General features: G+C 65.6%; 17 protein-coding genes. 7 read left to right on the top strand and 10 right to left on the bottom strand.

The window, feature by feature from the left end; genetic code table 11:
- Window positions 1-298 precede the first annotated feature (298 nt).
- From CR152_RS13815 to CR152_RS13800, 4 genes are read left to right on the top strand one after another with little or no spacing between them, the layout of a single operon-like run.
- On the top strand, window positions 299-2,179 hold the full coding sequence (locus CR152_RS13815; RefSeq protein WP_099875424.1) for a glycoside hydrolase family 13 protein: 1,881 nt from the start codon (window positions 299-301) through the stop codon (window positions 2,177-2,179).
- Window positions 2,176-4,482, top strand: coding sequence for an amylo-alpha-1,6-glucosidase (locus tag CR152_RS13810; protein ID WP_099875423.1), 2,307 nt, complete (start codon window positions 2,176-2,178; stop codon window positions 4,480-4,482). The genes CR152_RS13815 and CR152_RS13810 overlap by 4 nt, the downstream gene beginning before the upstream one ends.
- Window positions 4,482-7,340: an MGH1-like glycoside hydrolase domain-containing protein gene (locus tag CR152_RS13805; protein WP_099875422.1), complete on the top strand. Its 2,859-nt coding sequence runs from the start codon at window positions 4,482-4,484 to the stop codon at window positions 7,338-7,340. The genes CR152_RS13810 and CR152_RS13805 overlap by 1 nt, the downstream gene beginning before the upstream one ends.
- 14 nt (window positions 7,341-7,354) lie before the next feature.
- A complete protein-coding gene (locus CR152_RS13800) occupies window positions 7,355-8,413 on the top strand; it encodes an alpha/beta hydrolase (protein ID WP_099875421.1) in 1,059 nt (352 codons plus the stop codon).
- Window positions 8,414-8,434: 21 nt separating this feature from the next.
- Here CR152_RS13800 and CR152_RS13795 read toward each other — a convergent pair whose 3' ends face one another.
- The 10 genes from CR152_RS13795 to CR152_RS13750 form a co-directional block, all read right to left on the bottom strand.
- Window positions 8,435-9,946, bottom strand: a complete 1,512-nt coding sequence (locus tag CR152_RS13795) for an ATP-binding response regulator (protein WP_099882317.1) — start codon at window positions 9,944-9,946, stop codon at window positions 8,435-8,437.
- A 26-nt stretch (window positions 9,947-9,972) separates the two neighbouring features.
- Window positions 9,973-11,355 (bottom strand): ATP-binding protein, encoded by a 1,383-nt coding sequence (locus CR152_RS13790; RefSeq protein WP_099875420.1) that lies wholly within the window; start codon window positions 11,353-11,355, stop codon window positions 9,973-9,975.
- Window positions 11,355-12,371, bottom strand: a complete 1,017-nt coding sequence (locus CR152_RS13785) for an ATP-binding SpoIIE family protein phosphatase (RefSeq protein WP_307718577.1) — start codon at window positions 12,369-12,371, stop codon at window positions 11,355-11,357. Before CR152_RS13785 ends, CR152_RS13790 begins: the two co-directional genes overlap by 1 nt.
- Window positions 12,368-12,781 carry an anti-sigma regulatory factor gene (locus tag CR152_RS13780; RefSeq protein WP_229413385.1) on the bottom strand — a complete coding sequence of 138 codons (414 nt, stop codon included), beginning with the start codon at window positions 12,779-12,781 and terminating at the stop codon, window positions 12,368-12,370. Before CR152_RS13780 ends, CR152_RS13785 begins: the two co-directional genes overlap by 4 nt.
- 25 nt (window positions 12,782-12,806) lie before the next feature.
- A complete protein-coding gene (locus CR152_RS13775; RefSeq protein ID WP_099875418.1) occupies window positions 12,807-13,163 on the bottom strand; it encodes an STAS domain-containing protein in 357 nt (118 codons plus the stop codon).
- A gap of 3 nt (window positions 13,164-13,166) precedes the next feature.
- A complete protein-coding gene (locus CR152_RS13770) occupies window positions 13,167-14,033 on the bottom strand; it encodes an STAS domain-containing protein (RefSeq protein ID WP_099875417.1) in 867 nt (288 codons plus the stop codon).
- Window positions 14,034-14,453: 420 nt separating this feature from the next.
- Entirely contained in the window at window positions 14,454-16,187 is a 1,734-nt protein-coding gene (locus CR152_RS13765; RefSeq protein WP_099875416.1) for a methyl-accepting chemotaxis protein, read from the bottom strand.
- A 114-nt stretch (window positions 16,188-16,301) separates the two neighbouring features.
- Window positions 16,302-16,823, bottom strand: coding sequence for a GNAT family N-acetyltransferase (locus CR152_RS13760; protein WP_099875415.1), 522 nt, complete (start codon window positions 16,821-16,823; stop codon window positions 16,302-16,304).
- Window positions 16,820-17,356 (bottom strand): GNAT family N-acetyltransferase, encoded by a 537-nt coding sequence (locus tag CR152_RS13755; RefSeq protein WP_307718576.1) that lies wholly within the window; start codon window positions 17,354-17,356, stop codon window positions 16,820-16,822. Before CR152_RS13755 ends, CR152_RS13760 begins: the two co-directional genes overlap by 4 nt.
- A gap of 98 nt (window positions 17,357-17,454) precedes the next feature.
- Window positions 17,455-18,729: an amidohydrolase family protein gene (locus CR152_RS13750; protein WP_099875414.1), complete on the bottom strand. Its 1,275-nt coding sequence runs from the start codon at window positions 18,727-18,729 to the stop codon at window positions 17,455-17,457.
- A 224-nt stretch (window positions 18,730-18,953) separates the two neighbouring features.
- Between CR152_RS13750 and CR152_RS13745 the strand changes: the two genes are divergently transcribed.
- The 3 genes from CR152_RS13745 to CR152_RS13735 all read left to right on the top strand — a co-directional run bounded on the left by CR152_RS13745 (window position 18,954) and on the right by CR152_RS13735 (window position 23,308).
- Window positions 18,954-19,688 carry a phasin family protein gene (locus CR152_RS13745; RefSeq protein ID WP_099875413.1) on the top strand — a complete coding sequence of 245 codons (735 nt, stop codon included), beginning with the start codon at window positions 18,954-18,956 and terminating at the stop codon, window positions 19,686-19,688.
- A gap of 94 nt (window positions 19,689-19,782) precedes the next feature.
- Window positions 19,783-21,534 carry an ABC transporter ATP-binding protein gene (locus CR152_RS13740; protein ID WP_099875412.1) on the top strand — a complete coding sequence of 584 codons (1,752 nt, stop codon included), beginning with the start codon at window positions 19,783-19,785 and terminating at the stop codon, window positions 21,532-21,534.
- A complete protein-coding gene (locus CR152_RS13735) occupies window positions 21,524-23,308 on the top strand; it encodes an ABC transporter ATP-binding protein (protein WP_229413384.1) in 1,785 nt (594 codons plus the stop codon). Before CR152_RS13740 ends, CR152_RS13735 begins: the two co-directional genes overlap by 11 nt.
- The last annotated feature ends 5 nt before the right edge of the window (window positions 23,309-23,313 follow it).

Raw genomic sequence — 23,313 nt, 5'->3', positions numbered from 1 at the left:
TATCGTTACTACATTTTTGTAGCAGATTCCGTAGTAAAAAACCACACCATGGATACCCACGCCGTTGCACCCGATCAAAAAATGCCCGGATGCTGGACCCGCAGACGATCTCTGCGGCGTATTAAGACAGTATTGACACGCCATGTAGCTAAACTAGCACCTGTAAAGCTGACTGATCGCCGCCGCGCCATGGCGTTTGATAGCCATCCTCTTCTGTAGTATGCTTTATCGATAACAAGACCATGTAGCCATACTACGCGACTGCACAGACAGTCATCCCTGACACATTGGAGACAGCATGACCCCAGCAGGAAGCCGCACGCCCCTACTCCGACTGTTTGCTCTTGCTGCCCTGGGAAGTGCCGCCGCGCTTGCCGGCGCCGCATCCCTGCCGGCCGCACGCATTTCCCACCTCGAACCGCCCTCTTGGTGGACCGGGATGCGGCACAGCAAACTCCAGCTGATGGTCCACGGGGAGCGCATCGCCGATACCCGCCCCGTCATCGACTATCCGAGCGTGCGCATCGAAGCGGTCACCCAGGTCGCGAACCGCAACTACCTCTTCATTGACCTGATGATCGGGCCTGACGCCAGACCGGGCACATTCGACATCCTGTTCAAGGAGGGCGCCCGCACCATCCGCTACCCCTACCAACTGCAGGCGCGCGACGCCGGATCGGCCCAACGCCAGGGCTTCGGCAGCAAGGACGCCATCTACCAGATCATGCCCGACCGCTTCGCCAACGGCGACCCGGCCAACGACAACGTCCCCGGCATGGCCGACCAGGCCAACCGCACCTCGGGCACCGCGCGCCATGGCGGCGACCTGCGCGGCGTGGCCGACCATCTGGACTACATCGCGGCCATGGGCTTCACCCAGATCTGGCCCACGCCGCTGGTCGAAAACGACATGCCGGCCTACTCCTACCACGGCTATGCGGCCACCAACCATTACCGCATCGACCCGCGCTACGGCAGCAACGAGGACTACCGCCGGCTCTCGGCGCAGGCGCGCAAGAAAGGTATCGGCATCATTCAGGATGTGGTGCTGTCGCATATCGGCAGCCACCACTGGTGGATGAAAGACTTGCCGGGCCCGGACTGGACCACCAACGGCGGCACGTTCACGCCCACCCAGCACCATCGCGTATCGGTGCAGGACCCGTACGGATCGCAGCAGGACCGCGCCAACTTCACCAAGGGCTGGTTCGCCAGCAGCATGCCGGACCTGAACCAGGCCAACCCGCTGGTAGCCAACTACCTCATTCAGAACAACATCTGGTGGATCGAGTACGCCGGCTTGTCCGGCCTGCGCATCGACACTTACGGCTACTCCGACAGCGCCTTCCTCACCGAGTACACGCGGCGCCTGATGGCCGAATATCCCAATCTGAACCTGGTGGGCGAAGAATGGCACAAGTCGCCGGTGGTGGTGTCGCACTGGCAGCGCGGCAAAGTCAACTTCGACGGCTACATCAGCTACCTTCCCAGCCTGATGGACTTTCCGCTGGCCGAAACCATCCGCGCCACCCTCGCCGCCACCGATCCGGCACCGGGCTTCACCGACGTCTACGAAATGCTTTCGCAAGACCACCTGTATCCGGACCCCGGCAATCTGGTGCTGTTCGAGGGGAACCACGACATCGCGCGCACCTTCAGCGTGGTCGGCGAAGACCTCAAGCTGTACAAGATGAGCCTCGCCATGCTCATGACCTTGCCGCGCATACCTCAGTTCTACTACGGTACCGAGGTGCTCATGACCAGCGAAACCAAAATCCGCGACGACGCCAGCTTCCGCCAGGACTTCCCGGGCGGCTGGCGCGCCGACGCGGCCAGCGCCTTTACCGGCGATGGATTGAACGCCCAGCAGCGCGAGGCCCAGGCCTTCGTCAAGAAGCTGGTCAACTGGCGCAAGTCGCACAGCGTCATCCACCACGGGAAGACCATGCAGTACGGCGCCGAGAATGGCACCTGGGTTTACTTCCGCTACGACGGCAAGAAAAAGGTCATGGTGGCGCTGAACAAAGGCGACAAGGACGCCGTGCTGCCGTTAGAGCGCTTTCACGAAATGCTCAAGGGCGCCAAAAGCGGCACCGATGCCATCACCGGTGCCACCCATGCCCTCGCAACGGCACTGACCCTGCCGGCCCGTTCGGCATTGATCCTGGAGATTGAATGAAGTACCTGATCGCGCTGGCGGCCGCCATCGCCATGCCAATCACCGCGGCTGCCGGCAAGCCTGGCGTGGACGCCTTCTTCGACGCCATGGCGATCAGCGTTCCGCCGGGCCAGCAACCGCAGTTCGTGGTGGGCGACAACCTGGCGGGCTACTTCGAGGGCTACACCCAGAGCTACGACAGGGGTGCCGGCTACACGATCAGGAATGCCTCCATGTTCGAGGGCTACGCCACGTTTGTAAACGGCACACCCAACGAACGCACACGCTCCAGCGAACAGGTTCTCCCTTACGGCCACCGGGTGCGCCACGCCGGCGGCGCCATCGAGGAAATGGCGCTGCTGTCGAAAAAGCACGCGCTCGCGATCCGGCTGACCAACCCGGCCGACGCCGAGCTGGCAGTGCAGGCGCTGCTCAAGGCGCCGGGCGCCATCGGCCGCGACGGCGACGTTGTGGTCGTGGCGCCAGCCGATGCCATGGGTCTTTTCACCGCCATCGCAGCCAACCGCCCCTTCGTGCTGGGCGACGGCCTCACCCTGCGCAGCGCGCAAGCGGTGCGTGACATGACGGTGGTCGTGGCCTTTGGCGACACCGCAGCCCAGGCCAGCGAACGCGCACTGGCGCAGGTGAAGCTTGAGCCGATCGACGCCGAACGCAAGGCACTATATGAAGCGCTGACCAAAAGCTACCTGTCCACCAGCGACGCCGAATACAACAAGGCGCTCAACTGGGCCAAGGCCGCCAGCCGCATGTTCGTGGTCGAGGAATTCGGCACCGGCATCTGGGCCGGCCTGCCGTGGTTTCGCGACAACTGGGGCCGCGACACCTTCATCGCCCTGCCCGGCACCTTGCTGGTATCGGGCCAGTTCGACGAAGCCAAAGCCGTGCTGTCGAATTTCGCGCGCTACCAGAACCTGCGCGAACCGCGCGACAAGGAGTACGGCCGCATTCCCAACCGCGTCGCGGCCGGCGACAGCATTATCTACAACACCGTCGACGGTACGCCGTGGATGCTGCGCGAAGCCTTCGAGTACATCCAGTACACCGGCGACAAAGCCTTTGCGCGCCAGATGTACCAGCTCGCCCTGCCCTACTTCGACGGCGCCCTCGCCAACTATGTCGACCAGGACGGCCTGCTGGCGCACGATTCGGCCGACACCTGGATGGACGCCCGCATCGACAACAAGGACCCGTGGTCTGCACGCGGCCCGCGCGCCGTCGAAATCCAGGCCCTGTGGCACACCGCCCTCAAGACCGGCGCCTGGCTGGCAACGCAGGCCGGCGACAAGGGCCGCGCGCGCCAGTGGAACGCACTGGCCGCCAAGGCGCAGCGCAGCTTCCTCAAGCTGTACTGGGACGGCAGCAGCATGGCCGACCGCCTTCGTGACGACGCCAGCCGCGATACCAAGATCCGTCCCAACCAGCTGATGCTGGTGTCCATTCCGTTCGACGACTTCATTGCGCCCTTGGTGCAGGCGCGCGTGACGCGCAACGCGGTGTCCGAACTGCTCTACCCCTACGGCATTGCTTCGCTGAGCCAGAACGATCCCTACTTCCATCCGCGCCATGAAAACCCGGCCTTTCACCACAAGGATGCGGCCTACCACCAGGGCACCATCTGGGGCTGGAATGCCGGCTTCACGGTCACGGCGCTGAACAAATTCGGCTACCAGGACCTGGCCTGGAAATTGAGCCAAAACCTGGGCCAGCAAATCCTCGGCCTCGGCACACTGGGGAACATGAGCGAACTGCTCGACGCCCTGCCCGGCGACGACGGCAAGCCCACACCATCCGGCACCTACGCTCAGTCGTGGAGCGTGGCCGAGTATGCGCGCAACGGCTACCAGGACTACGTCGGCTTCCGGCCACGCCTGCTCGACAACACGCTGGCCTTCACGCCGGCGATCCCCGCCGCGTGGAGCGAGTTTTACGCGACCCTGCCCTTCGGCGCAGCGGACAGCATCGAAGTCGATTTCCGCCGCGTGGGCAAGCAGCAGCACTGGACGCTGCGTCTGAACGGCGGCGCGCCGCGCAAGGTGTCGTTCAACTTCCTGAACGGCGACAAGAGCCGATCGCAGCTCGCGTTCGAACTCGCTCCCGGCAAACCGGCCCTGCTGGTGACGGGTGGCGGCAAGGCCACGGTCAACGGCAAGCCGCTCGCGGTGCGCCCGCGCCAGGCCAGCTATGCCAGCGAGATCGGCGAACTCGTTTTCCAGACGCCCCGGCGCTACCGCGCCGACGACTTCCCCATGCTCAAATCGAAGGATGCCTTGAAGGGCATCGTCGAACGGAAGGAATACCGCTGATGTTCAAGACCACCCACCTGCTCGCCGCCGTCCTGTTCTCGGCCAGCGCCGCCAGCATCGCCGACAGCGGCACGCTGGCCGCGCCCATGTACCTGCGCGGCGGCTTCAATGGCTGGGGCATTGACCATCCGCTGGCTTACAAAGGCAAGGGCGTGTACGAAGCGGAGATCCTGGTCAGCCCCGGCTATCACGGCTTCAAGGTCGGCAGCAAGGACTGGTCGGCCGAATGGGTGATCGACCCGACCGCCAGCGTCACCGTCGCCGCCGGCGCCAGCTACAAGATGCAACCCCGGCCCGGTCCCGAGGACTACCTGTTCGTCAAAAAGACATCGACCTGGCGCTTTTCCATCGACGCCTCCGACCCGGCGGCGCCGCTGCTGCGCGTGGCGCAGACAGGCACGCCGCCCGCCAGCACGGCCGATCCGCACCAGGGCCACGCCGTCATCAGCCCCAGCGAATACCGCATCATTGATGGCGCCACTGCCACGGTGCGCTTCTCGACGCCGGACGTGCATGCGACGCTGCGCAGCTATACCCAATCGACCACAATGCCGCTGCGCGACCCCGGCCCGCAATCGGCCACCTATCGAGAGGCCGCAGGCCAGCCCACGGTGCGCAGCGGCAGCCTCGCCTTCGACGCGCTGTTCGCACTGGCGCTCGATGAAATGAAGCAGAATGCGGTCGCGCAAATCAAGGATGGCAACTACAACGGCGCCAGCGCCATCGACTGCGACTGCTTCGAAACCGGCGAAAAATGGCACTACGTCTGGACACGCGACCTGTCGTACGCAGCCGACCTGGGGCTGGCGATGCTCGACCCGGAGCGGGTGCGCAACTCGCTCGACTTCAAGCTGTCCGGCTACCGGCCCGGTATCACCCGCGCGCCGCAGGTGGCGGGCAGCGCCGACGGCATGCAGATCATCCAGGATACCGGCAGCGGCGGCAGCTGGCCGGTCAGCACCGACCGCGTAGCGTGGGTACTCGGCGCCGAAGCGGCGCTCAATAATTTGCCGCCGGCGCAGCGCGCACCGTTTGTGGAGCGCGCCCTGAAAGCGCTGGTCAACACCCTGGAAAACGACCGGCTGGCTGCGTTCGACGCCGCCTCCGGTCTGTACATGGGCGAACAATCCTTTCTCGACTGGCGCGACCAGAGCTACGCCGCCTGGATCGTGGGCGACCTGGCCTCGCTGGCCAGCTCGAAAGCCCTGTCGACCAACGTCCTTCACTACAAGGCGCTGACCCTGGCCGCATCGCTGGCACACGACAGCGGCGACCACGCACGTTCGGCCAGATATGGCCGCTGGGCCACGGCGCTCAAGCGCAGCATCAACGAGCGCCTGTGGCTTGAGGACGCCGGCATGTACAGCAGCTTGAGCGCGCCCCACTTCGACGGGGCGCCAATGCATAAATTCGACTGGCTCGGACAAGCGCTGGCCATCGTCACCGGCGTGGCCGACGGCGAACGCGCGCGCCGCATCCTGGCCAGCTATCCGCACGGGCCGATGGGCGCACCCGTGATCTACCCGCAGCAGCAAGGCACGCCGGTGTACCACAACCGCGCCATCTGGCCGTTCGTGACCGCCTACGGCCTCAAGGCCGCCAGCCTGCGCGCCAACGTCAGCGTGGCCGACGCCGCATACGGCACGCTGATGCGCGGCGCCGCGCTGAACCTGTCGAACATGGAAAACCTGGAGTGGATCTCCGGCCAGCCGCTGCTGCTCGATGAACAGCAGCCTGCACTGATCGGCCCCGTGATCAACTCGAAGCGCCAACTGTGGTCGGTCGGCGGCTACCTCGGCATGGTGATCGGGAACGTGTTCGGCATCAGCGTGACAAGCAGCGGCATCGATGTACGTCCATTTATCACCGCCAAGCTGCGGCGCGAGACGTTTGGCGCGGCCTCCGTCATCACCCTCAATAACCTGACCCTGCGCGGCAAGCGCATGAACGTCCGGATCGCACTGCCCGCCGCCAGCAAGGAAGACGGCTACTATCCGGTCAAGAACATCGCCATCGGCGGCGTGCCGGCAGCGGCGTCGCTCACGTGGCAACAACTGCCGGATAACGCGACCATCGATATCGCGCTCGGTCCACTGCAGGAAGGCGACCAGCAGATCCGCCGCGTCGATGCGGCGCCCTACGCCGAAGGGCCCGACGTTTTCGGACCGCGCGAACCGGGCATCGCCAAGGGCACTGAAGCGGCCACGCTGCGGATCGATGCGAACGGCAATGGTGCCGGCACCGTGTACAACATCTACCGCGACGGCAAGCTGGCTGCCGCCAGCGTCGCCGCCGGCGCCTGGAGCGACCGCGCTGCGCCGGCGGCCGCGTGCTACGCTGTCGAGGCGCAATTTTCCGCTTCGGGCAATCGCAGCCACCACAGCGTGCCGCACTGCACCGGCACGGTGATCGAGATCCCCCTGATCGGCGCCGCCCTTGCGCAGACGCCGCTGAAGGACTGGGGCAAGCCGGGCGAGCGCCTGCGTTTCGGCGCGGTAAGGGTCGCGCAGGCTGGCGAATACGGCCTGCAGGTGCGCTACCATAATCGCGCCAACCAGATCAACCTTGGCATCAGCGGCGGCGTAAAATGGCTGGTCCTGAAAGACGCCGCCGGCCGCATTGCGGCGCAGGGCGTGGTGCAGCTGCCGCATGCGCGCATCGACAAGACCGGCACGCCACCGGTGATGTCGACGCCCTTGCGGACCCGCCTCAAGCCGGGCCGATACTCGCTGGAGATGAGCGACTTCTATAATATGAGCTACCTGCAAAGTAACAGCACCTTCAGCGCGGCCGGTGGCGCCGAAGGCCCATCCAACAAGTTCGATGTGTACGGCGCGCGGCTGCTGCGCCTGAAGTAAAAAAGGAAAACGCAATGACACTGGCACGAGTTACGCTGGCCGCGGCAAGCCTGCTGCCGCTGGCCGCGGGCGCCACCACGGTGCGCGTCCATTACGAGAGCCCGAAGGATGGCGTCACCATCCGTGGCGACAAGGGACCGATGTCCTGGTCGAAGGGCGCAGCGGCCAAGAGCGACGACGCCAAGGTATGGACCTATACCTGGCCCGACGACCTGGGCGACGTCGTCATGAAGCCCACCCTCGGTGACGAAAAAGTCGCCATCGGCGGCACCTACAAGCTCGCCGCCGGCAGCACGCGCGACATCTATCCTTTTTTTGGTGCTCCGTTCGGCAAGGTGAAAATCATTCCCGGCTTCGCCTCGCCCCAGCTCAAGAACAGCCGCAATCTGCGCATCTACCTGCCGCCCAGTTACGACGAAAATCGGGCCAAGCGCTATCCCGTGCTGTACATGCACGACGGCCAGAACCTGTTCGACGCAAAAACCGCCGCCTTTGGTGTCGAATGGGGTGTGGACGAAACGGTGAACCGGCTGGTAGCCACCGGCATCATGGAAGAGATCATCGTGGTCGGCATCGACAATACGCCGGAACGCATCGCCGAATACACGACTTGCTGCGACCCGCAGTACGGCGGCGGCCAGCTCGACACCTATCAGCGCTTCGTGGTCGACACCGTCAAGCCGTATATCGACAGCACGCTGCGCACCATGCCGGCAAAGGAATCGACCGCCATCATGGGTTCCTCCCTGGGCGGCCTTGCATCGGTCTGGATCGCGCAGAAAAATGCGGCGGTGTTTTCAAAGGCGGCGTCGGTGTCCGGTTCGTTCTGGTGGAACAAGCAGGAATTCGTCACCAGCCTGCCGCCACGCCTGCCGGTCAGGTTCTACCTCGATGCCGGCACCGTCAAGGATGGCCTTGAAGATACCGTCAAGATGCGCGACGCGATGCTCAAACAGGGCTACCGCCAGGACGCCGACCTGTTTTACCACGTGGCCGAAGGCGCAACCCACAACGAAAAATCGTGGGCTGCGCGCGTCGACAAGCCGCTCACGTGGTTCTTCCCCTGGCAGTAAGCGACCAGGCGGCTGTGGCGGTCAGCGCTTGCGGCGCTGCAGGTCGAGCGAGGTAACCTTGGCGAAATCGATCGGCTTGACGATATGGTCGTCGAAGCCGGCCTCCATCGCCTGCTCGCGATCGCGCGCCTGGCCGTAGCCGGTCAGAGCCACCAGCACCGCGTCGTCCATGCCGGGCAGTACGCGCATTTTGGCCGCTACCTCGTAGCCGCTCATGTCGGGCAAGCCGATATCGAGGAATACATAGGTCGGCCTGAACTCGGCCGCGCGGTCGAGCGCCTGCTGCCCGTTGTACGCCACCTTCACATCATGGCCGCTGATGCCGAGCAGCTCGGCCAGCATGTCGGCCGCGTCGACGTTATCGTCCACCACCAGGATGCGCGCAGCGCCGGCGTCATCGGCGCCCGGCACGGCGGCGCTATCGTCAGCGCTGCCGACCGCGTCGATCGGCAGGCGCACCTCGAACACGCTGCCCTGGCCTACCCCGGCGCTGGAGGCGCTGACGGTTCCATGGTGCAGGGCGACGAGCGTGCGCACCAGCGACAGGCCGATGCCCAGGCCGTCCTGCACCCGGTCCGGCGTAAAGCCATCCTGCGCGAACAGGTCGAAAATGTAATCGAGCTTGGTGGCGTCAATGCCGATGCCGTTGTCCGCGATGCGGATCAGGATTTCCTGTCCGATCACCTCGGCCGAGAGCTTGACGACGCCGCCCGGCGGCGTGAACTTGAAGGCATTGTGCAGCAGGTTGCCGACGATTTGCGCCAGCCGCACATGGTCGCCGCTGAGCCACACTTCGTGCGCCGGCAGCCTCACTTCGAGCGCCTGGTTGCGGCTTTCGGCGATGTGCGTCACCGACTCGCGCGCGCTGCCGATAAAGGTCTGCAGTTCCACGCGCTCTTCGTGCAGCGTGATCTTGCCCTGCGAAATACGGGCCACGTCGAGCAGGTCTTCCACCAGCCGCACCAGGTGGCCGGTATGGCGCAGGATGGTCTGGCGTGCCTTGTCCTGGCGCTCCGGCACGTTCGGATCGAGGCGGCACAGCAGCTCGACCGCGTTGCGGATCGGCCCCAGGGGATTGCGCAGTTCATGCGCCAGCGTGGCCAGGAATTCGTCCTTGCGGCGGTCGACATCGCGCAGTTCGCGTTCGACCTTGCCCAGCCGGAGCAGCGCCTTGACGTTGGCGACCAGTTCTTCGGGCTCGATCGGCTCGAACAGATAATTATCGGCGCCGCCTTCGAGCGCCCTGATCTTGTCGGCCACGCCAATGTACGAGGCCGACGTTTGCAGCACCAGCACGGCGCGCGTGTCGGGGTCGGATTTGAGCAGGCGGCACACTTCGAAGCCGTTAATGTCGGGCAGCTTGACGTCGAGCAGAACCAGGTCCGGCTTGTCTTCGCGCGCGCGCAACAGGGCCGAGTTGCCGTCGGCGGCCTCGATCACCGTGAAACCGGCACGCGTGAGGATGCGCGACTTGGCGTAGCGCGCTCCTTCGCTGTCGTCGACGTTGAGGATCAGGGAATCGGCAAATGGCATGGACTGCATGGTGGACCTCAATCCGGTTAGTAGGAATACGGCGGTACGGCGGCATTGCCTCCCTCTGCCGTATAGGTCAGCGGGATCGACACCCAGAACACGGAACCGGCGCCCGGCACGCTGTCGACGCCGACCGACCCGCCCAGCAGGCCGGCCAGATTACGGCACAGCGGCAAGCCCAGGCCCGTTCCCTTGACGCGCGTCTGCAAGCGGTTTTCGATCTGGCTGAACTCCTCGAAAATGAGTGCCTGGTCCGACTCAGCGATTCCGAGCCCGGTATCGGACACGCTGAAGTGCATCATACCCTGCTCCGGCAGAAGCGCCGCCCGGACCGTGATATCACCCCGTTCGGTGTATTTGATCGCGTTCGATATGAAATTGCGCAGGATCTGCGACAGCTTGCCCTGGTCGCTGTGCAGCGCCAGCTCCGCTTCGGGCTCCTGGAACGTCAGTGCCAGGTTGGGGCTATGCAGCAAGGGTCGCAGCAGGCCGCGCAAGGTGCTGAACATGTCGGCCACCAGAAAGCGCTCGGCCCGCACATCGACCTTGCCCGCTTCGATCTTGGCCAGATCGAGCAGGTCGTCGACCATCTCGTTCATGGCGACCGTGCCCTGCAAAATGTAGCTGACCTGCTTCTCCTGCTCGCCCGACAGCTCGCCGTCGGCGCGCGCCAGCAGCAGCTTGGCAAGGGCCCGGATCGAACTCAGTGGCGTGCGAAATTCGTGGCTCATGTTCGACAGGAAGCGCGACTTCATCTGGTCGGCGCGGCGCAGGTGGTCGGCCTTCTCGTCGAGCTCCGCGTACAGGACCTTGACGGCGCGGTTGTTCTCTTCGAGTTCGCGCGTGAGCTGCAGCAGCTCTTCCTGGCGTGCCTTGAGTTCATCGAGGGTGCCGAGCAGTTCCTGGTTTTGCTGCTGCACCTCGCCCAGCATCGAATCGGGCGCCTGCGCGTTGAGGTGGGCGCACATGTCGCCCACCATGCGCGCCGTCATGCGCGGCGCATCGCTGGAAAAGCGCTTTTGCAGCACGATCCGGGTGCCGCTGGCGCGCGCGGTGCTGATGTCGCAACGGTCCATCAGGCGGCGCGCACCCAGGATGCCCAGGCCCATGCCGGTCGATGACTGGTAGCGCCCGGACAGCACCAGGTCGAGATCGGCGATGCCGGGGCCCTGGTCGTCGATGCGGATTTGCAGCGCCTGCACGCCGTCGGCGTCCTCGATCGAAAACTCGACCTTGCCGCCATGCGCATAATTGAAGACGTTACGCGCCAGTTCGGACACCGAGGTGGCGATGCGCACCTGATCCTGCATGGCGAAGCCGCACAGCACCGCGATCTCGCGCGCCCGCTGGCGGGCTCCGACCACATCGAGCTCGGTGCCGATCGCGATCTTGAGAATGCGCAGCGACATTACCCAAGTTCCCTTTCGCGCACCACCAGCACGCTGGCGTCGTCGCGCTGGCGCGCGAAATCGCGGTACAGCACTGCCGCGATCAGGCCCGGGTGGCGGAACGCCAGGCCCGGATAGGCATCGAGGTCCCAGCGCGTTCCCAGGCCATCGGAATGCATGATCAGCATGGCGCCGGGCGCCCACGGATGGGTGAACGTCTGCACCTTGCGCAGATTGCTGCCGACAATGCCGTTGTGCGACATCAGGTGGCGCCGCGCGCTGCCATCGAAGATGCAGCCGGCGATATTGCCGATGCCGGCAAAAGTGAGTTCGCCAGCGTCGCAATCGATTGCGGCCAGGGCCACGGCGGCGCCGCGGGTGCCGTGCAGCGCGCCATGCGCCAGCTGCATCAGTTCCGACACGCCCACGGCGGCACGGTCGACCACCAGCGCGACCGCCGCCTCGGATGCGACCGCCGCTTCCGGGCCGTGGCCCAGGCCATCGGCCATGCCGAACGTCAGGCCCCATTTGGCGAAACCGAAGTCCCAGGCGTCGCCGCACACGTCTTCGCCCGGCATCGGCAGGCATACCGCGCCCGCTTCCCAGTCCGACACGGGCGCGCCGGCCGCGCCGCTCCACACCGTCATGCGCAGTACCGTACCCTGGCCTTCGACCGAATAGATATCGAATTCGGGCGTCAGGCGGCCGATGGCGCCCAGTCCCACGCCGTATGTGCCGGCGGTGGAATTACCGTCTTCCATGCGCAGCGCCACATTGGCCATGCCGGGACCGCGGTCGAGCGCGATCACTTCCACGCCGGCGCGCTCGCCCGCATGCAGCGCGCGCAGCAGGATCTCGCCTTCGCGGGCATGCTTGACGATGTTGGTGGCCGCTTCGGTGATCACGATGGCCAGCTGGCCGGCGCGCGTTTCGTCGAACCCCAGCTGGCGTGCCAGGGTATTGCCGGCGCGGCGGGCCGATGCGATTTCGCTTAATTCGCCTACGTGATACGCCGCTTGCCTGCCTAATCTGTTCAAAACAGCTTCCATTTCGCGATTGTGACGGTCGTGCCCTTGCCCGGCGCGCTGTCGAGGATGAAGTCGTCGGCCAGGCGGCGCGCGCCGGACAGGCCCAGGCCCATGCCGCCGCCGCTGGTGTAGCCGTCGGTCAGGGCCAGGTCGATATCGGCGATGCCCGGCCCCTCGTCGATGAAGCTGACCTTGACGCCGCGCTTGCCGCCGCGTTCGACCAGTTCGAGTTCGGCGCGTCCGCCACCGCCGTAGCGCAGCGTATTGCGCGCCAGTTCGCTGGCGGCGGTGACCATCTTGGTTTGTTCGATCAGGGAGAACTTGAGAGCGACCATTTCATCGCGCACCAGCTTGCGCAGGCGGACCACATCTTCATCGGTGACCAAGGGCGCGTGGACCAGGCCATCGGCGCCGCTCACGGCACGCCCCGCCGTTGCGCGGCGGTCATTCCCGTTCCTGCTGCAGCAAGGCCAGGCCGCGTTCGACGTTCAGGGCGGTGCTCACGCCGTCGAGCGTCAGGCCCAGCTCCACCAGTGTGATCGCCACGGCCGGCTGCATCCCCACCAGCACCGTGCGGGCGTCGAGAATGCGGGCCATGGCCGCCGTGTGGCTGATCATGCGGCCGATGAAGGAGTCGACGATGTCGAGCGCCGAGATGTCGATCAGCACGCCCGTTGCGCGATCCTTGACGATGCGCGCGGTCAGGTCGTCCTGCAGCGTCATGGCCAGGCGGTCGTGCATGTCGACCTGGATCGTCACCAGCAGCAGACGGCCCATTTTCAGGATCGGTATGCGTTCCATGGCTTAGCGCGCGTTCTGCGGATGGGTGATGGTCGAGCCGGTGCGCTTGAGCGCCACCACGAAGGCGTCGGCCAGGGTGGCCTTGGTGACCACGTCTTCCAGATTCACGCCGAGGTGCACGATGGTCTGGGCGATCTGCGGGCGGATGCCGCTGATGATGCAGTCGGCGCCCATCAGGCGCGCGGCGGCGATGGTTTTGAGCAGATGCTGGGCCACCAGGGTATCCACGGTCGGCACGCCGGTGATGTCGATGATCGCGATCGAGGCGCCGGTGTCGACGATTTTCTGCAGCAGGTTCTCCATCACCACCTGGGTGCGGGCGCTGTCGAGCGTACCGATCAGCGGCAGCGCCAGCACGCCTTCCCACAGCTGCACCACCGGCGTGGACAGCTCCAGCAGTTCCTGCTGCTGGCGCAGGATGACCTGCTCGCGTGCCTTCTGGTACACCTCGATGGTAAACAGGCCGAGGCGGTCGAACAGCGCGCTGGTGGCGGCGGTTTGCTCGACCAGCTGGATTGGATTGTCGGCCAGCGCGGTGCGCAGATAAGCGAACAGCGGCTCTTTCAGCGCGAAGATGAAGCTGGCGGTCTCGATCGACGAAAAGCCCTGGCGCACGCGCGCCTGCGAGATGTCGGTCAGCATGTGGCGCGTGTCATCCCAGGCGGCGCCTTCGATGTCGTTGGTGGCGCCGCGTTCGAGCGCCTGCACCAGCAAGGGCAGGAAGCGGGCTGCCTGCTGGCGCAGTTCGGCCTCGGCGTTTTTATCGCGCCGGATCATCCGCGTCATCAATCCCGACAGCCAAACTTCCAGCAGCTCATTTTCATACTTAGTGATAATTAATGCTAACTGCGGGCTTTTGTCGGTGCTCATTGGATCCTTTTAGGGATAGTGCGGCTAAGAATGTGAAAGCGATAGGCGGACCGGTCCCGGTCGCGGCGATGTTCTTCGCATTATATAGATACTCGACAAGCAACCGTGCACAATTAGTAAAACCTCCCCCCGCACATCGGCGCACCGAAGCGCACGCATTCCGTATGGGAATTACATGTCCAAACGGGGCAGATCCGCCTCACAATATTTCTTAATTGGGGTCAGAGCTCTGACTCGAAACATTTCCTCATTGGGGCGCAGACGCTGGCGCAGCGCCGTGGTGATGGGGTGGGGAAGCGAGGCAAGCGAGGGGGAAGCAAAGGGAGGCATGCTGCAAATCCGGCGGCCGGTACCGGATTTGCGAGCAAGATGTTGCGAGTCAGAGCTCTGACCCCGGTTAAGAAATGTTGCAATGGAGTTTTAGAACTCTTCCCAGTCGCTTTCGCCTGCCGGCACTGGCCGCGCCGCAGCCGGTTTGCTGGCGGGCAGACGGACTGCCGGGGTCGCCGCCCGCGCTGCCGGGGCACGCGCCGTCGGCGCGCTACGGCGACCCGCGCGCGCCGCCGGCGCCGCCGCTACGTGGTGGTCGCCGATCTTGAAGATGCTGACCGCTTCGGCCAGGCTGGCCGCCTGCTGCTTCATCGCTTCCGCCGCCGCGGCCGCTTGTTCCACCAGCGCCGCGTTCTGCTGCGTCACGGCATCCATTTGCCCGATGGCATCGTTGATCTGGTCGATCCCCACGTTCTGCTCGCCGCTGGCAACGGCAATCTCGCCAATGATCGCGGTGACCCGCTGCACGCTGGCCACCACTTCTTCCATCGTGCTGCCCGCCTGCCCCACCAGCTTGCTGCCGGTTTCAACCTTGTCGACCGAGTCGCCGATCAGGGTCTTGATTTCCTTGGCCGCCGCCGCCGAACGCTGTGCCAGGTTGCGCACTTCGGAGGCCACCACGGCGAAGCCGCGTCCCTGCTCGCCCGCCCGCGCCGCTTCCACCGCAGCATTCAAGGCCAGAATATTGGTCTGGAAAGCAATACCATCGATCACGCCAATGATGTCCACGATTTTTTTGGACGATTCGTTGATCGAGCCCATGGTGTGGATGACTTGCGCCACCGCATCACCACCGCGCACCGCCACCACCGAGGCGTCGCTGGCCAGCTTGCTCGCCTGGCTGGCATTCTCGCCATTTTGCTTGACGGTCGAGGTCAGCTCTTCCATGGCGGAGGCGGTTTCTTCGAGCGAACTGGCCTGCTCTTCGGTCCGCGCCGACAAGTCCTGGTTGCCATCGGCAATTTCGCTCGAGGCCGCCGCAATCGAATCGGTGCCGGCGCGCACCTTGCCGACAATCTCGGCCAGGCTGTCGTGCATATCCTTGAGCGACTTGAGCAGCATGCCGATTTCATCGTTGCCGCGCGCCACGATCGAGGTCGACAGATCGCCGCTGGCCACCGTGCGCGCAATGTTGACCGCTTCATTGAGCGGCCCGGTGATGCTGCGCACCAGCCAGACCATGATCACCGCGCCGACCGCCACCGTGACCAGCACGATCACCAGCAGCTCGATGGTCGCGACCCGTTCGCCGGCAGCCTGCTGCTTTTCCATGGCCACCGTCAGCGCGCGCGATTCGGTGCCGATGAAAGTGACAATGGCATCGATTTTCTGGGTCGGCTCGCGGTCCATGCCCTTGACCAGTTTATCGACATTTTTATAGCTCTCCGGATCGGCGCCATCGAACTTTTGCAGCGCGCCCAGGTAATTCTTGCTCAGGTCCTCGGTGGCCTTGATGGCCTCGTCGACCAGTGGCGTGCGCATCCCCAGTTCGCCGAGCAAGGCATTAACTTTGCTCAGGTCGGCGCGGGTGGCATCGCCACTCTTGCGGAACGAGGCGGTGTACTTTTCCAGCTGGGCCGCGTCCGTGCCGCGCAGCAGGATATTCTTCCATTCCTGCACCTGGATCTTGAATTCGACCTGGGCACTGCGCGCCGTGTCGACCGCAACGGTCAGTTTGGCGGCGCGCTGCAGCGCCAGCGCACTGCTGGCGTTGGCACCGTGCAAAGCCGACCAGGCACCCAGGCCGACCAGCAGCAAGGCAGCAAAAAAGAAGGCGCCGAGCGCGCTGAGGCGCACGGCAATTCGGAGGTTGGCGAGTTTCATGGTCTCTCTCGGGATGGTTGCGTTGACGCCTGTAAAGACGATTGCTTTGCAAACTCATCATGCGCGCGTAAAAGACAAAAAGAAATACGTTTCCGTTAACTGAGAACAAGTATTTCAGGCAGTTGCACACAGTTCCATCGTGTACAGCCGGGTGCCGGGATCTTCTGGTGTAAGGTGGACAATCTTTTCAAAACGCAGGCCCAGTTTTTCGAGCAGTGCGCTCGACGCGGTGTTGTGTGGCGAGGTAATTGCCAGCAGGCGCGCCACCCCGAGCGTATCGCGCGCGTAGGCGAGCACGCCCTCGGCCGCTTCCAGCGCATAGCCCTGGCCGCGCCAGGCCGGCAGGAAAGCGTAGCCGATGTCGATCGTGGGCAGCGTTTCACGCTTGATCAGGCCGCACATGCCGATCGCCACCCCGCTATCCTTGAGCGCCACCAGCCAGATCGCATGCCCGAGCGTTTCCTGCATCTTCACCGGACCGTTTTCGATGTGCAGGCGCGCCGCCTCCAGCGTGCGGATGCCGCGGTCGCCGATGTTGGCGATGAAGCCGGGATCGTTGACTATCTCCAGGTAGAACGGCGCATCGGCCGCTTCCACGGTGCGCAGCGCCAGGCGCGCGGTCTCGAGGATCTTCATCGCAACGGCGGCGCCTGCCAGTCGGCCGGATCGCTGAGCAGCTGGTACATCACGTAGGCGTCCACATAGCCCAGGCGCGCATGGCGGAACGATTTGGGCAGGGTGCCGATGATCGCGAAGCCGAGCTTTTTCCACAGCGCGACGGCGGCCAGGTTACTGCTGATGACGTAGTTGAACTGCATCGCCAGATAGCCCTGGCGGCGCGCTTCTTCCAGGCTGTGCCGGCCGAGCAGGGTACCCACGCCGGCGCCCTGCGCCGCCGGGCTGACCATGTACGAGGCATTGGCCACGTGCGCGCCCAGGTCCATCTGGTTCGGCACCAGCTTGTACATGCCCAGCACGCGCCCGTCCCCGGCGACGGCGACGAAGCTGGTCGAGCGCGGGTTGAACCAGTAGTCGGCGCAGGCCTCTCTGGAAGTACCCGGCGCGAAAGGATAGGATTCGCCGGCGCCGATGATGGCGTCGAAAATCGTCCACATCGCCTCGCTGTCGGTGGCGGCGGCAGGACGGATCTGGATCTGATGCTGGCTCACGCGGCCTCCCGGTTGAACGTCGCGCCTGGTTCATGTTTCGACAAGTTTTCCGTTGACGAGTGTAGCACCGATGCCGCCCTGCCCGTCAAGCCGTCACCCTAGCGCCGGAGACGGAAATCGATGGTGGCCGCGCGCCCCGGCAGGTTCAGGGTGGCGCGCGCGCGCGGCGCCTCGCTCACCACCACGCCGCGCCGGATCACCATGCGCCGCGCCGCGCGCAGGCGGATCGCTTCGACCGTGCTGGCCGCGTCCAGCAGCACCAGGTCGGCGTGGCAGCCCGGCGCGATGCCGTAGCCTTCCAGCCCGAGGATGCGGGCCGGGACTTCCGTCACCGCCAGGAAGCACTGGTGCATCGCGTCCTGCCCCGTCATCTGCGCCACGTGCAGGCCCATATGCGCCACTTCCAGCATGTCGCCCGAACCGAGGCTGTACCACGGGTCCATCGCGCAATCGTGGCCGAAGGCGACGTCCACCCCGGCCGCGATCAGTTCCGGCACGCGCGTCATGCCGCGCCGCTTGGGGTAGGTGTCGTGGCGGCCCTGCAACGTGATGTTGATGAGCGGGTTGGCGATCGCCGCCACGCCCGCCTCGCGGATCAGCGGCAGCAGCTTGCTGACATAGTAGTTGTCCATCGAGTGCATCGAGGTCAGGTGCGAGCCGGCCACCCGGCCCTGCATCCCGAGGCGCTGCGTCTCGAAGGCCAGCGTTTCGATATGGCGCGACATGGGGTCGTCCGACTCGTCGCAGTGCATGTCCACCCGCAGCCCCTGCCCGGCCGCGTATTCGCACAGCAGGCGCACCGAGGCCGCCCCTTCGCTCATGGTGCGCTCGAAGTGGGGAATGCCGCCCACCACGTCCACCCCCAGCTTGATGGCGCGCTTGAGGTTTTCAAAGGCGCTGGCGCTGCGCAAAATCCCGTCCTGCGGAAACGCCACCAGTTGCAGGTCGAGATAGGGCGCCACGCGGCGCCGCACTTCCAGCAGCGCTTCGACGGCCAGCAGGCGGTCGTCGCAAATGTCGACGTGCGAGCGGATCGCCAGCAGCCCGCGCGCGACCGCCCAGTCGCAATACTGCATGGCGCGTTCGACCAGCGCATCCTGGGTAAGGCCGGGTTTCAGCTCGCCCCACAGCGCGATCCCTTCGAGCAGGGTGCCGGTGCGGTTCACCCGCGGCAGGCCGTAACTGAGCGTGGCGTCCATATGGAAGTGGGCGTCGACGAAGGGCGGCGTGGCCAGGTCGCCCTCGGCGTCGATCTCGTGCGCACCCTGCACGGCCAGGCGCGGGCCGACGGCGGCGATCCGCCCGCCCTCGATGGCAATGTCGATCTGAAGGCGCCCGTCGGGCAGGCTGGCGTTGCGGATAACGAGATCCATCGAAAAGCTCCTTGGGAACGGCGGTTGTCCCGATTGTAGCGAGTTCGGCCGCCCTTGGGTCGCGCGGACACGCGTTTGTCATGCCGCTGTCATGCCAAATACATAAATGCTGCGATGCAAGAAATTTTCCTGAGCACGGTTGAAAAACTGCTTTTCAAGGCAAGCATTCATGGATAGACTTAGCAATATTGCAGCGCGTCATAAAACACTTCCAAGGAACCCCGATGAGTAACCTTCCAGAACAGTTTTCCGCAGCACGCAAGGCCCAGCTCGAAGCCCAGTTCGACGCTTTCCGCCATTTTTCCGGCAAGGCGGTCGAAAATACCGAGAAGCTCATTGCCCTGAACCTGCGCACCACCCGCGCCAGCGTTGAAAAGTCCAGCGCCGCCTTCCAGCAGCTGCTGGCCGCCAAGGACCCGCGCGACCTGCTGGCGCTGACCGCGCACAGCCGCGAGAGCTTCAACACCATTCTCGACTACAGCCGCGCCCTGTTCGGCATCGCCGGCAGCGTGAGCACCGCCGCTACCAAGGTATCGACCCTGTCCGCACCAAGCCTGGCGCGCGCGCCCGCCAACGATGAAGCGCACGGCGACGAACCCGAATACGACGAGCAAGCCGCCGACGACCAGATCGAAGCGGCCGCCAGCGATGCCCCGGCCGAGCCGGACACCGACGATGAGCCGATCATCGTCAGCATGAACCCGATCGGCGAGTCGGACCCCGATCCGCTGCCGCTGGCCGGCGCCACGCCGATCGCGCGCGCGGTGGCCAGCTTTGCCGCCGGCGCCTCGGCGGACGCGCCGTCCGCCGCGCCACTGGCGGCCGACGACGCGATCCAGATCGACGTCTCCGGCATCCGGCCGATCGACGCCACGCCGCCGCCGGCCCAGCATTCGGGCAAGCCGGGCATCGGCAAAATGGCCGATGCGTCGGGGTCGAAAGGCGCGCGCAAGAAGTAAAGAACAGCTGGCCTCTGCGCCAAGTTGCCAAAAGTAGTAAATTAACGGGCTTCGGCCCGTTTTTTCATTCTGGGCGCAACTTCCAAGGAACGTAATGAGTTTATCGAAGCTCGTCGGCAGCTTTGTGCGCCGCCATTGGCGCTCCTATATATCCTCGGCCTTCATGCTGGCCGGCGTGGCCGCGCTCACGGTCTGGATTCCGCGCAAAATCGGCACCCTGATCGACGGCCTGGCCGCGCACAGCCTCGGTCCCGGCGACCTGCTGCGCGGCCTGCTGCAACTGCTCGCCATGGGGGTGGCCATCTACCTGCTGCGGGTCGGCTGGCGCCTGCGCCTGTTCGCCGCCGCCTACCAGCTCGGGGTCGAACTGCGCACACGCTTTTACGCGCGCCTGTCGGCCCAGGGGCCGGCGTTCTACCAGAAGCAGCGCACCGGCGACCTGATGGCGCTGGCCACCAACGATATCGACGCCATCGAAATGGCGGCCGGCGAAGCCATGCTGGCCGGTTTCGACGGCACCCTGACCCTGATCATGGTGCTGGGGATCATGACGCTCGGCGTCGACTGGCGCCTGGCCTGCATCGCCCTGCTGCCCTTCCCCTTCATGGCGTTCGCGTTCTGGCGCATCTCCACCCATATCCACGTGGCAGCCACCGACTCGCTCAAGCGCTTCTCCAGCCTGAACGACCATGTGCAGGAAGCCCTGTCGGGCGTGCGCACCCTGCGCGCGCTGGGGCTGGAGCAGCGCAGCGCGGCGCAATTCGGCGAACTGGCCGCGCACGCGGCCGACGCCAGCCTGCGCGCCCAGAAATGGGAAGCGGCCTATGAGCCGGCCGTCGGCCTGACCCTCACCGCCGCCAGCGTGCTCACGCTCGGCCTGGGCGGCTATCTGGTGTGGCATAACGAACTGACCATCGGCGCGCTGACCAGCTTCACCATGTACCTGGGCCAGTTGATCTGGCCGATGTTCGCGGCCGGCTGGGTGCTCTCGCTGATCGAACGCGGACGCGCGGCACTGGCGCGCGTGCAGCCCCTGCTCGACACGCCCCTGAGCGTGGACGACCATGGCACGGTGGCCGAGCTGGCCCCGGGCGCGCTGGTGCTGGACCATGTCGGCTACACCTACACCGGGCAAACCGTGCCGGCGCTGGCGGACGTGTCGTGCAGCGTCGCGCCCGGCCAGACCCTGGGCCTGGTGGGACCGACCGGCTCCGGCAAATCGACCCTGCTGCGCGTGCTGCTGCGCCAGGCCACGCCGCAGACGGGCGAGGCCAGCTGGGGCGGCCGGCCGCTCGCGGACTATACGCTGGCGACCTTGCGCTCCGCGATCAGCTGGGTGCCGCAGGAATCGTTCCTGTTCTCGGCCACCATCGCGGAGAACATCGCGCTGGCGCGCCCGGACGCCACGCGCGCGCAGATCGAGCACGCGGCCCACATGGCCGCCATCCACGAAGACATCCTGCGCTTCCCGCAGGGTTACGACACGCCGGTGGGCGAACGCGGCATCACCCTGTCGGGCGGCCAGCGCCAGCGCGTGGCGATTGCCCGTTCGCTGCTGGCCGACAGCACCCTGCTGCTGCTCGACGACGCCCTGTCGGCGGTCGATACCGGCACCGAAACGCGCATCCTCGAACACCTGGAAGAACTGCGGCGCGCGCGGCCCGAACGCAGCGTGATCATCGCCAGCCATCGGCTTTCGGCCGTGGTCAACGCCGACTTCATCGTGGTGCTGCGCGACGGCCGCATTACCGAGTCGGGCACCCACGAGGCCCTGCTCGAACGCGACGGCTGGTACGCCAGCCAGTGGCGCTATCAACAACTGGAGGCCAGCCTCGATGCACTCTGATACCACTCCCAAGGCGATGCGCGCGCAGGCCGCGCAAGCGATCGGCCTGTTGCGCCGCGCCGCCCATCCCGACCGCCGGCACCTGCTCTGGGCCACCCTGTGGCTCATTCTCGCGGCCGCCCTGGAAGTGATCGGCCCGATCCTCGGCAAGGCCCTGATCGACGAGCACCTGCTGCCGCGCCACCTGGATTTTCCGCGCATGGCCATGCTGCTCGGCGCCATGCTGGTGAGCGGCTGGATCGCCAGCTGGCTGCGCTACCTGCAGCTGGTGCGCCTGTCGGGCCTGGCCATGCGCTCGGTGCAGCGCCTGCGCGAATGGGTGTTCGGCCATGTGCTGCGCCTGCCGATGGCTTTTTTCGACCGCGCCATCACCGGTCAGCTGATCAGCCGCGTGACCAACGACACCGAAGCCGTCAAGACCTTGTACATCCAGGTGCTGTTCGTGATCCTCGACAGCAGCATCGTGCTGGTCGGGACCATGATCGCCATGGCCTGGCTGGACTGGCGCCTGATGCTGATCGTGCTGGCCCTGGTGCCGGCGGTGGTGGCCATCGTGTTCGTCTACCAGCGCCTGTCGGCGCCGGCGGTGACGCGCGCGCGCGCCCTGCGCAGCGACATCAACGGCCAGATCGCCGAATCGATCGGCGGCATGAGCGTGCTGCAGGCGAATAACGCGCAGGAGCGTTTCGGCGCCCGCTTCGCCGCCACCAACGGGTCGCACTACAAGGCGCGCCTGGCCGAGCTGCGCGCCAACGCGTTCCTGCTGCGCCCCGCGCTCGACCTGCTCAACGTGATCCTGCTGGCAGTGGTGATCTACAGTTTCGGGCGGCGCGAAATGAATGCGGTCGAAGTCGGCGTGCTGTACGCCTTCATCAGCTACATCGCGCGCGTGGTCGAGCCGATGATCCAGATCACCATGCAGTTCAGCGGCCTGCAGCAGGCCGTGGTGGCGACCGCGCGCGTGTCGGCCCTGCTCGACGAAGCGGGCGCGCCGGAGCACGCGGCCGGGCGCGCGCTGCCCGCCGATCCGGCGGCGCCGGATGCGCCGGCGGTGCGCATCCGCGACCTGACGTTCGGCTATGCGCCGGGCCAGGACGTGCTGCATGAACTGAGCCTGGACGTGCCGCAGGGCGCCTTTTTCGGCATCGTCGGCCACACCGGCAGCGGCAAATCGACCCTCTTGTCGCTGCTGCTGCGCTACTACCCTTCACGCCCGGGCTGCATCGAGATCAACGGCCAGCCGCTGGCGGCGATCGACAACGAGCGTTTCCGCGCCGAGGTGGGGCTGGTGCCGCAAGACCCGTTCCTGCTGGCGGCGTCGGCGCGCGAAAACATCGACATGGGGCGCGGCCTGTCGCAGGAAGCCATCGAGACGGCGGCGCGCGCGGCGCACGCGCACGACTTCATCGCCGCGCTGGAAGACGGCTACGACACCTCGCTCGGCGAAGGCGGCTCGCGCCTGTCGGTCGGGCAGAAGCAGCTGATCGCGATTGCGCGCGCGCTGGCCGGCAAGCCGCGCATCCTGCTTCTCGACGAAGCGACCTCGCACATCGACAGCGCCACCGAACAGGTGGTGCAGGAAGCGCTCAACGAACTACGCGGACGGGTAACCATCATCGCCATCGCGCACCGCCTCTCGACCATCCGCGAGGCCGACCGCATCGTGGTGCTCAATCACGGCCGCATCTCGGAAGCCGGTTCGCACGACGAGTTGATGCTGGTCGACGGCGGCCTGTATCAGCGCCTGTACCTGCTGCAGCAGCTGGCGGTCTGAGCTGG

The organism is Massilia violaceinigra (assembly GCF_002752675.1).
GTDB classification, from domain to species: Bacteria; Pseudomonadota; Gammaproteobacteria; order Burkholderiales; family Burkholderiaceae_D; genus Telluria_A; species Telluria_A violaceinigra.
This window is presented reverse-complemented; position numbering and strand designations above follow the sequence as displayed.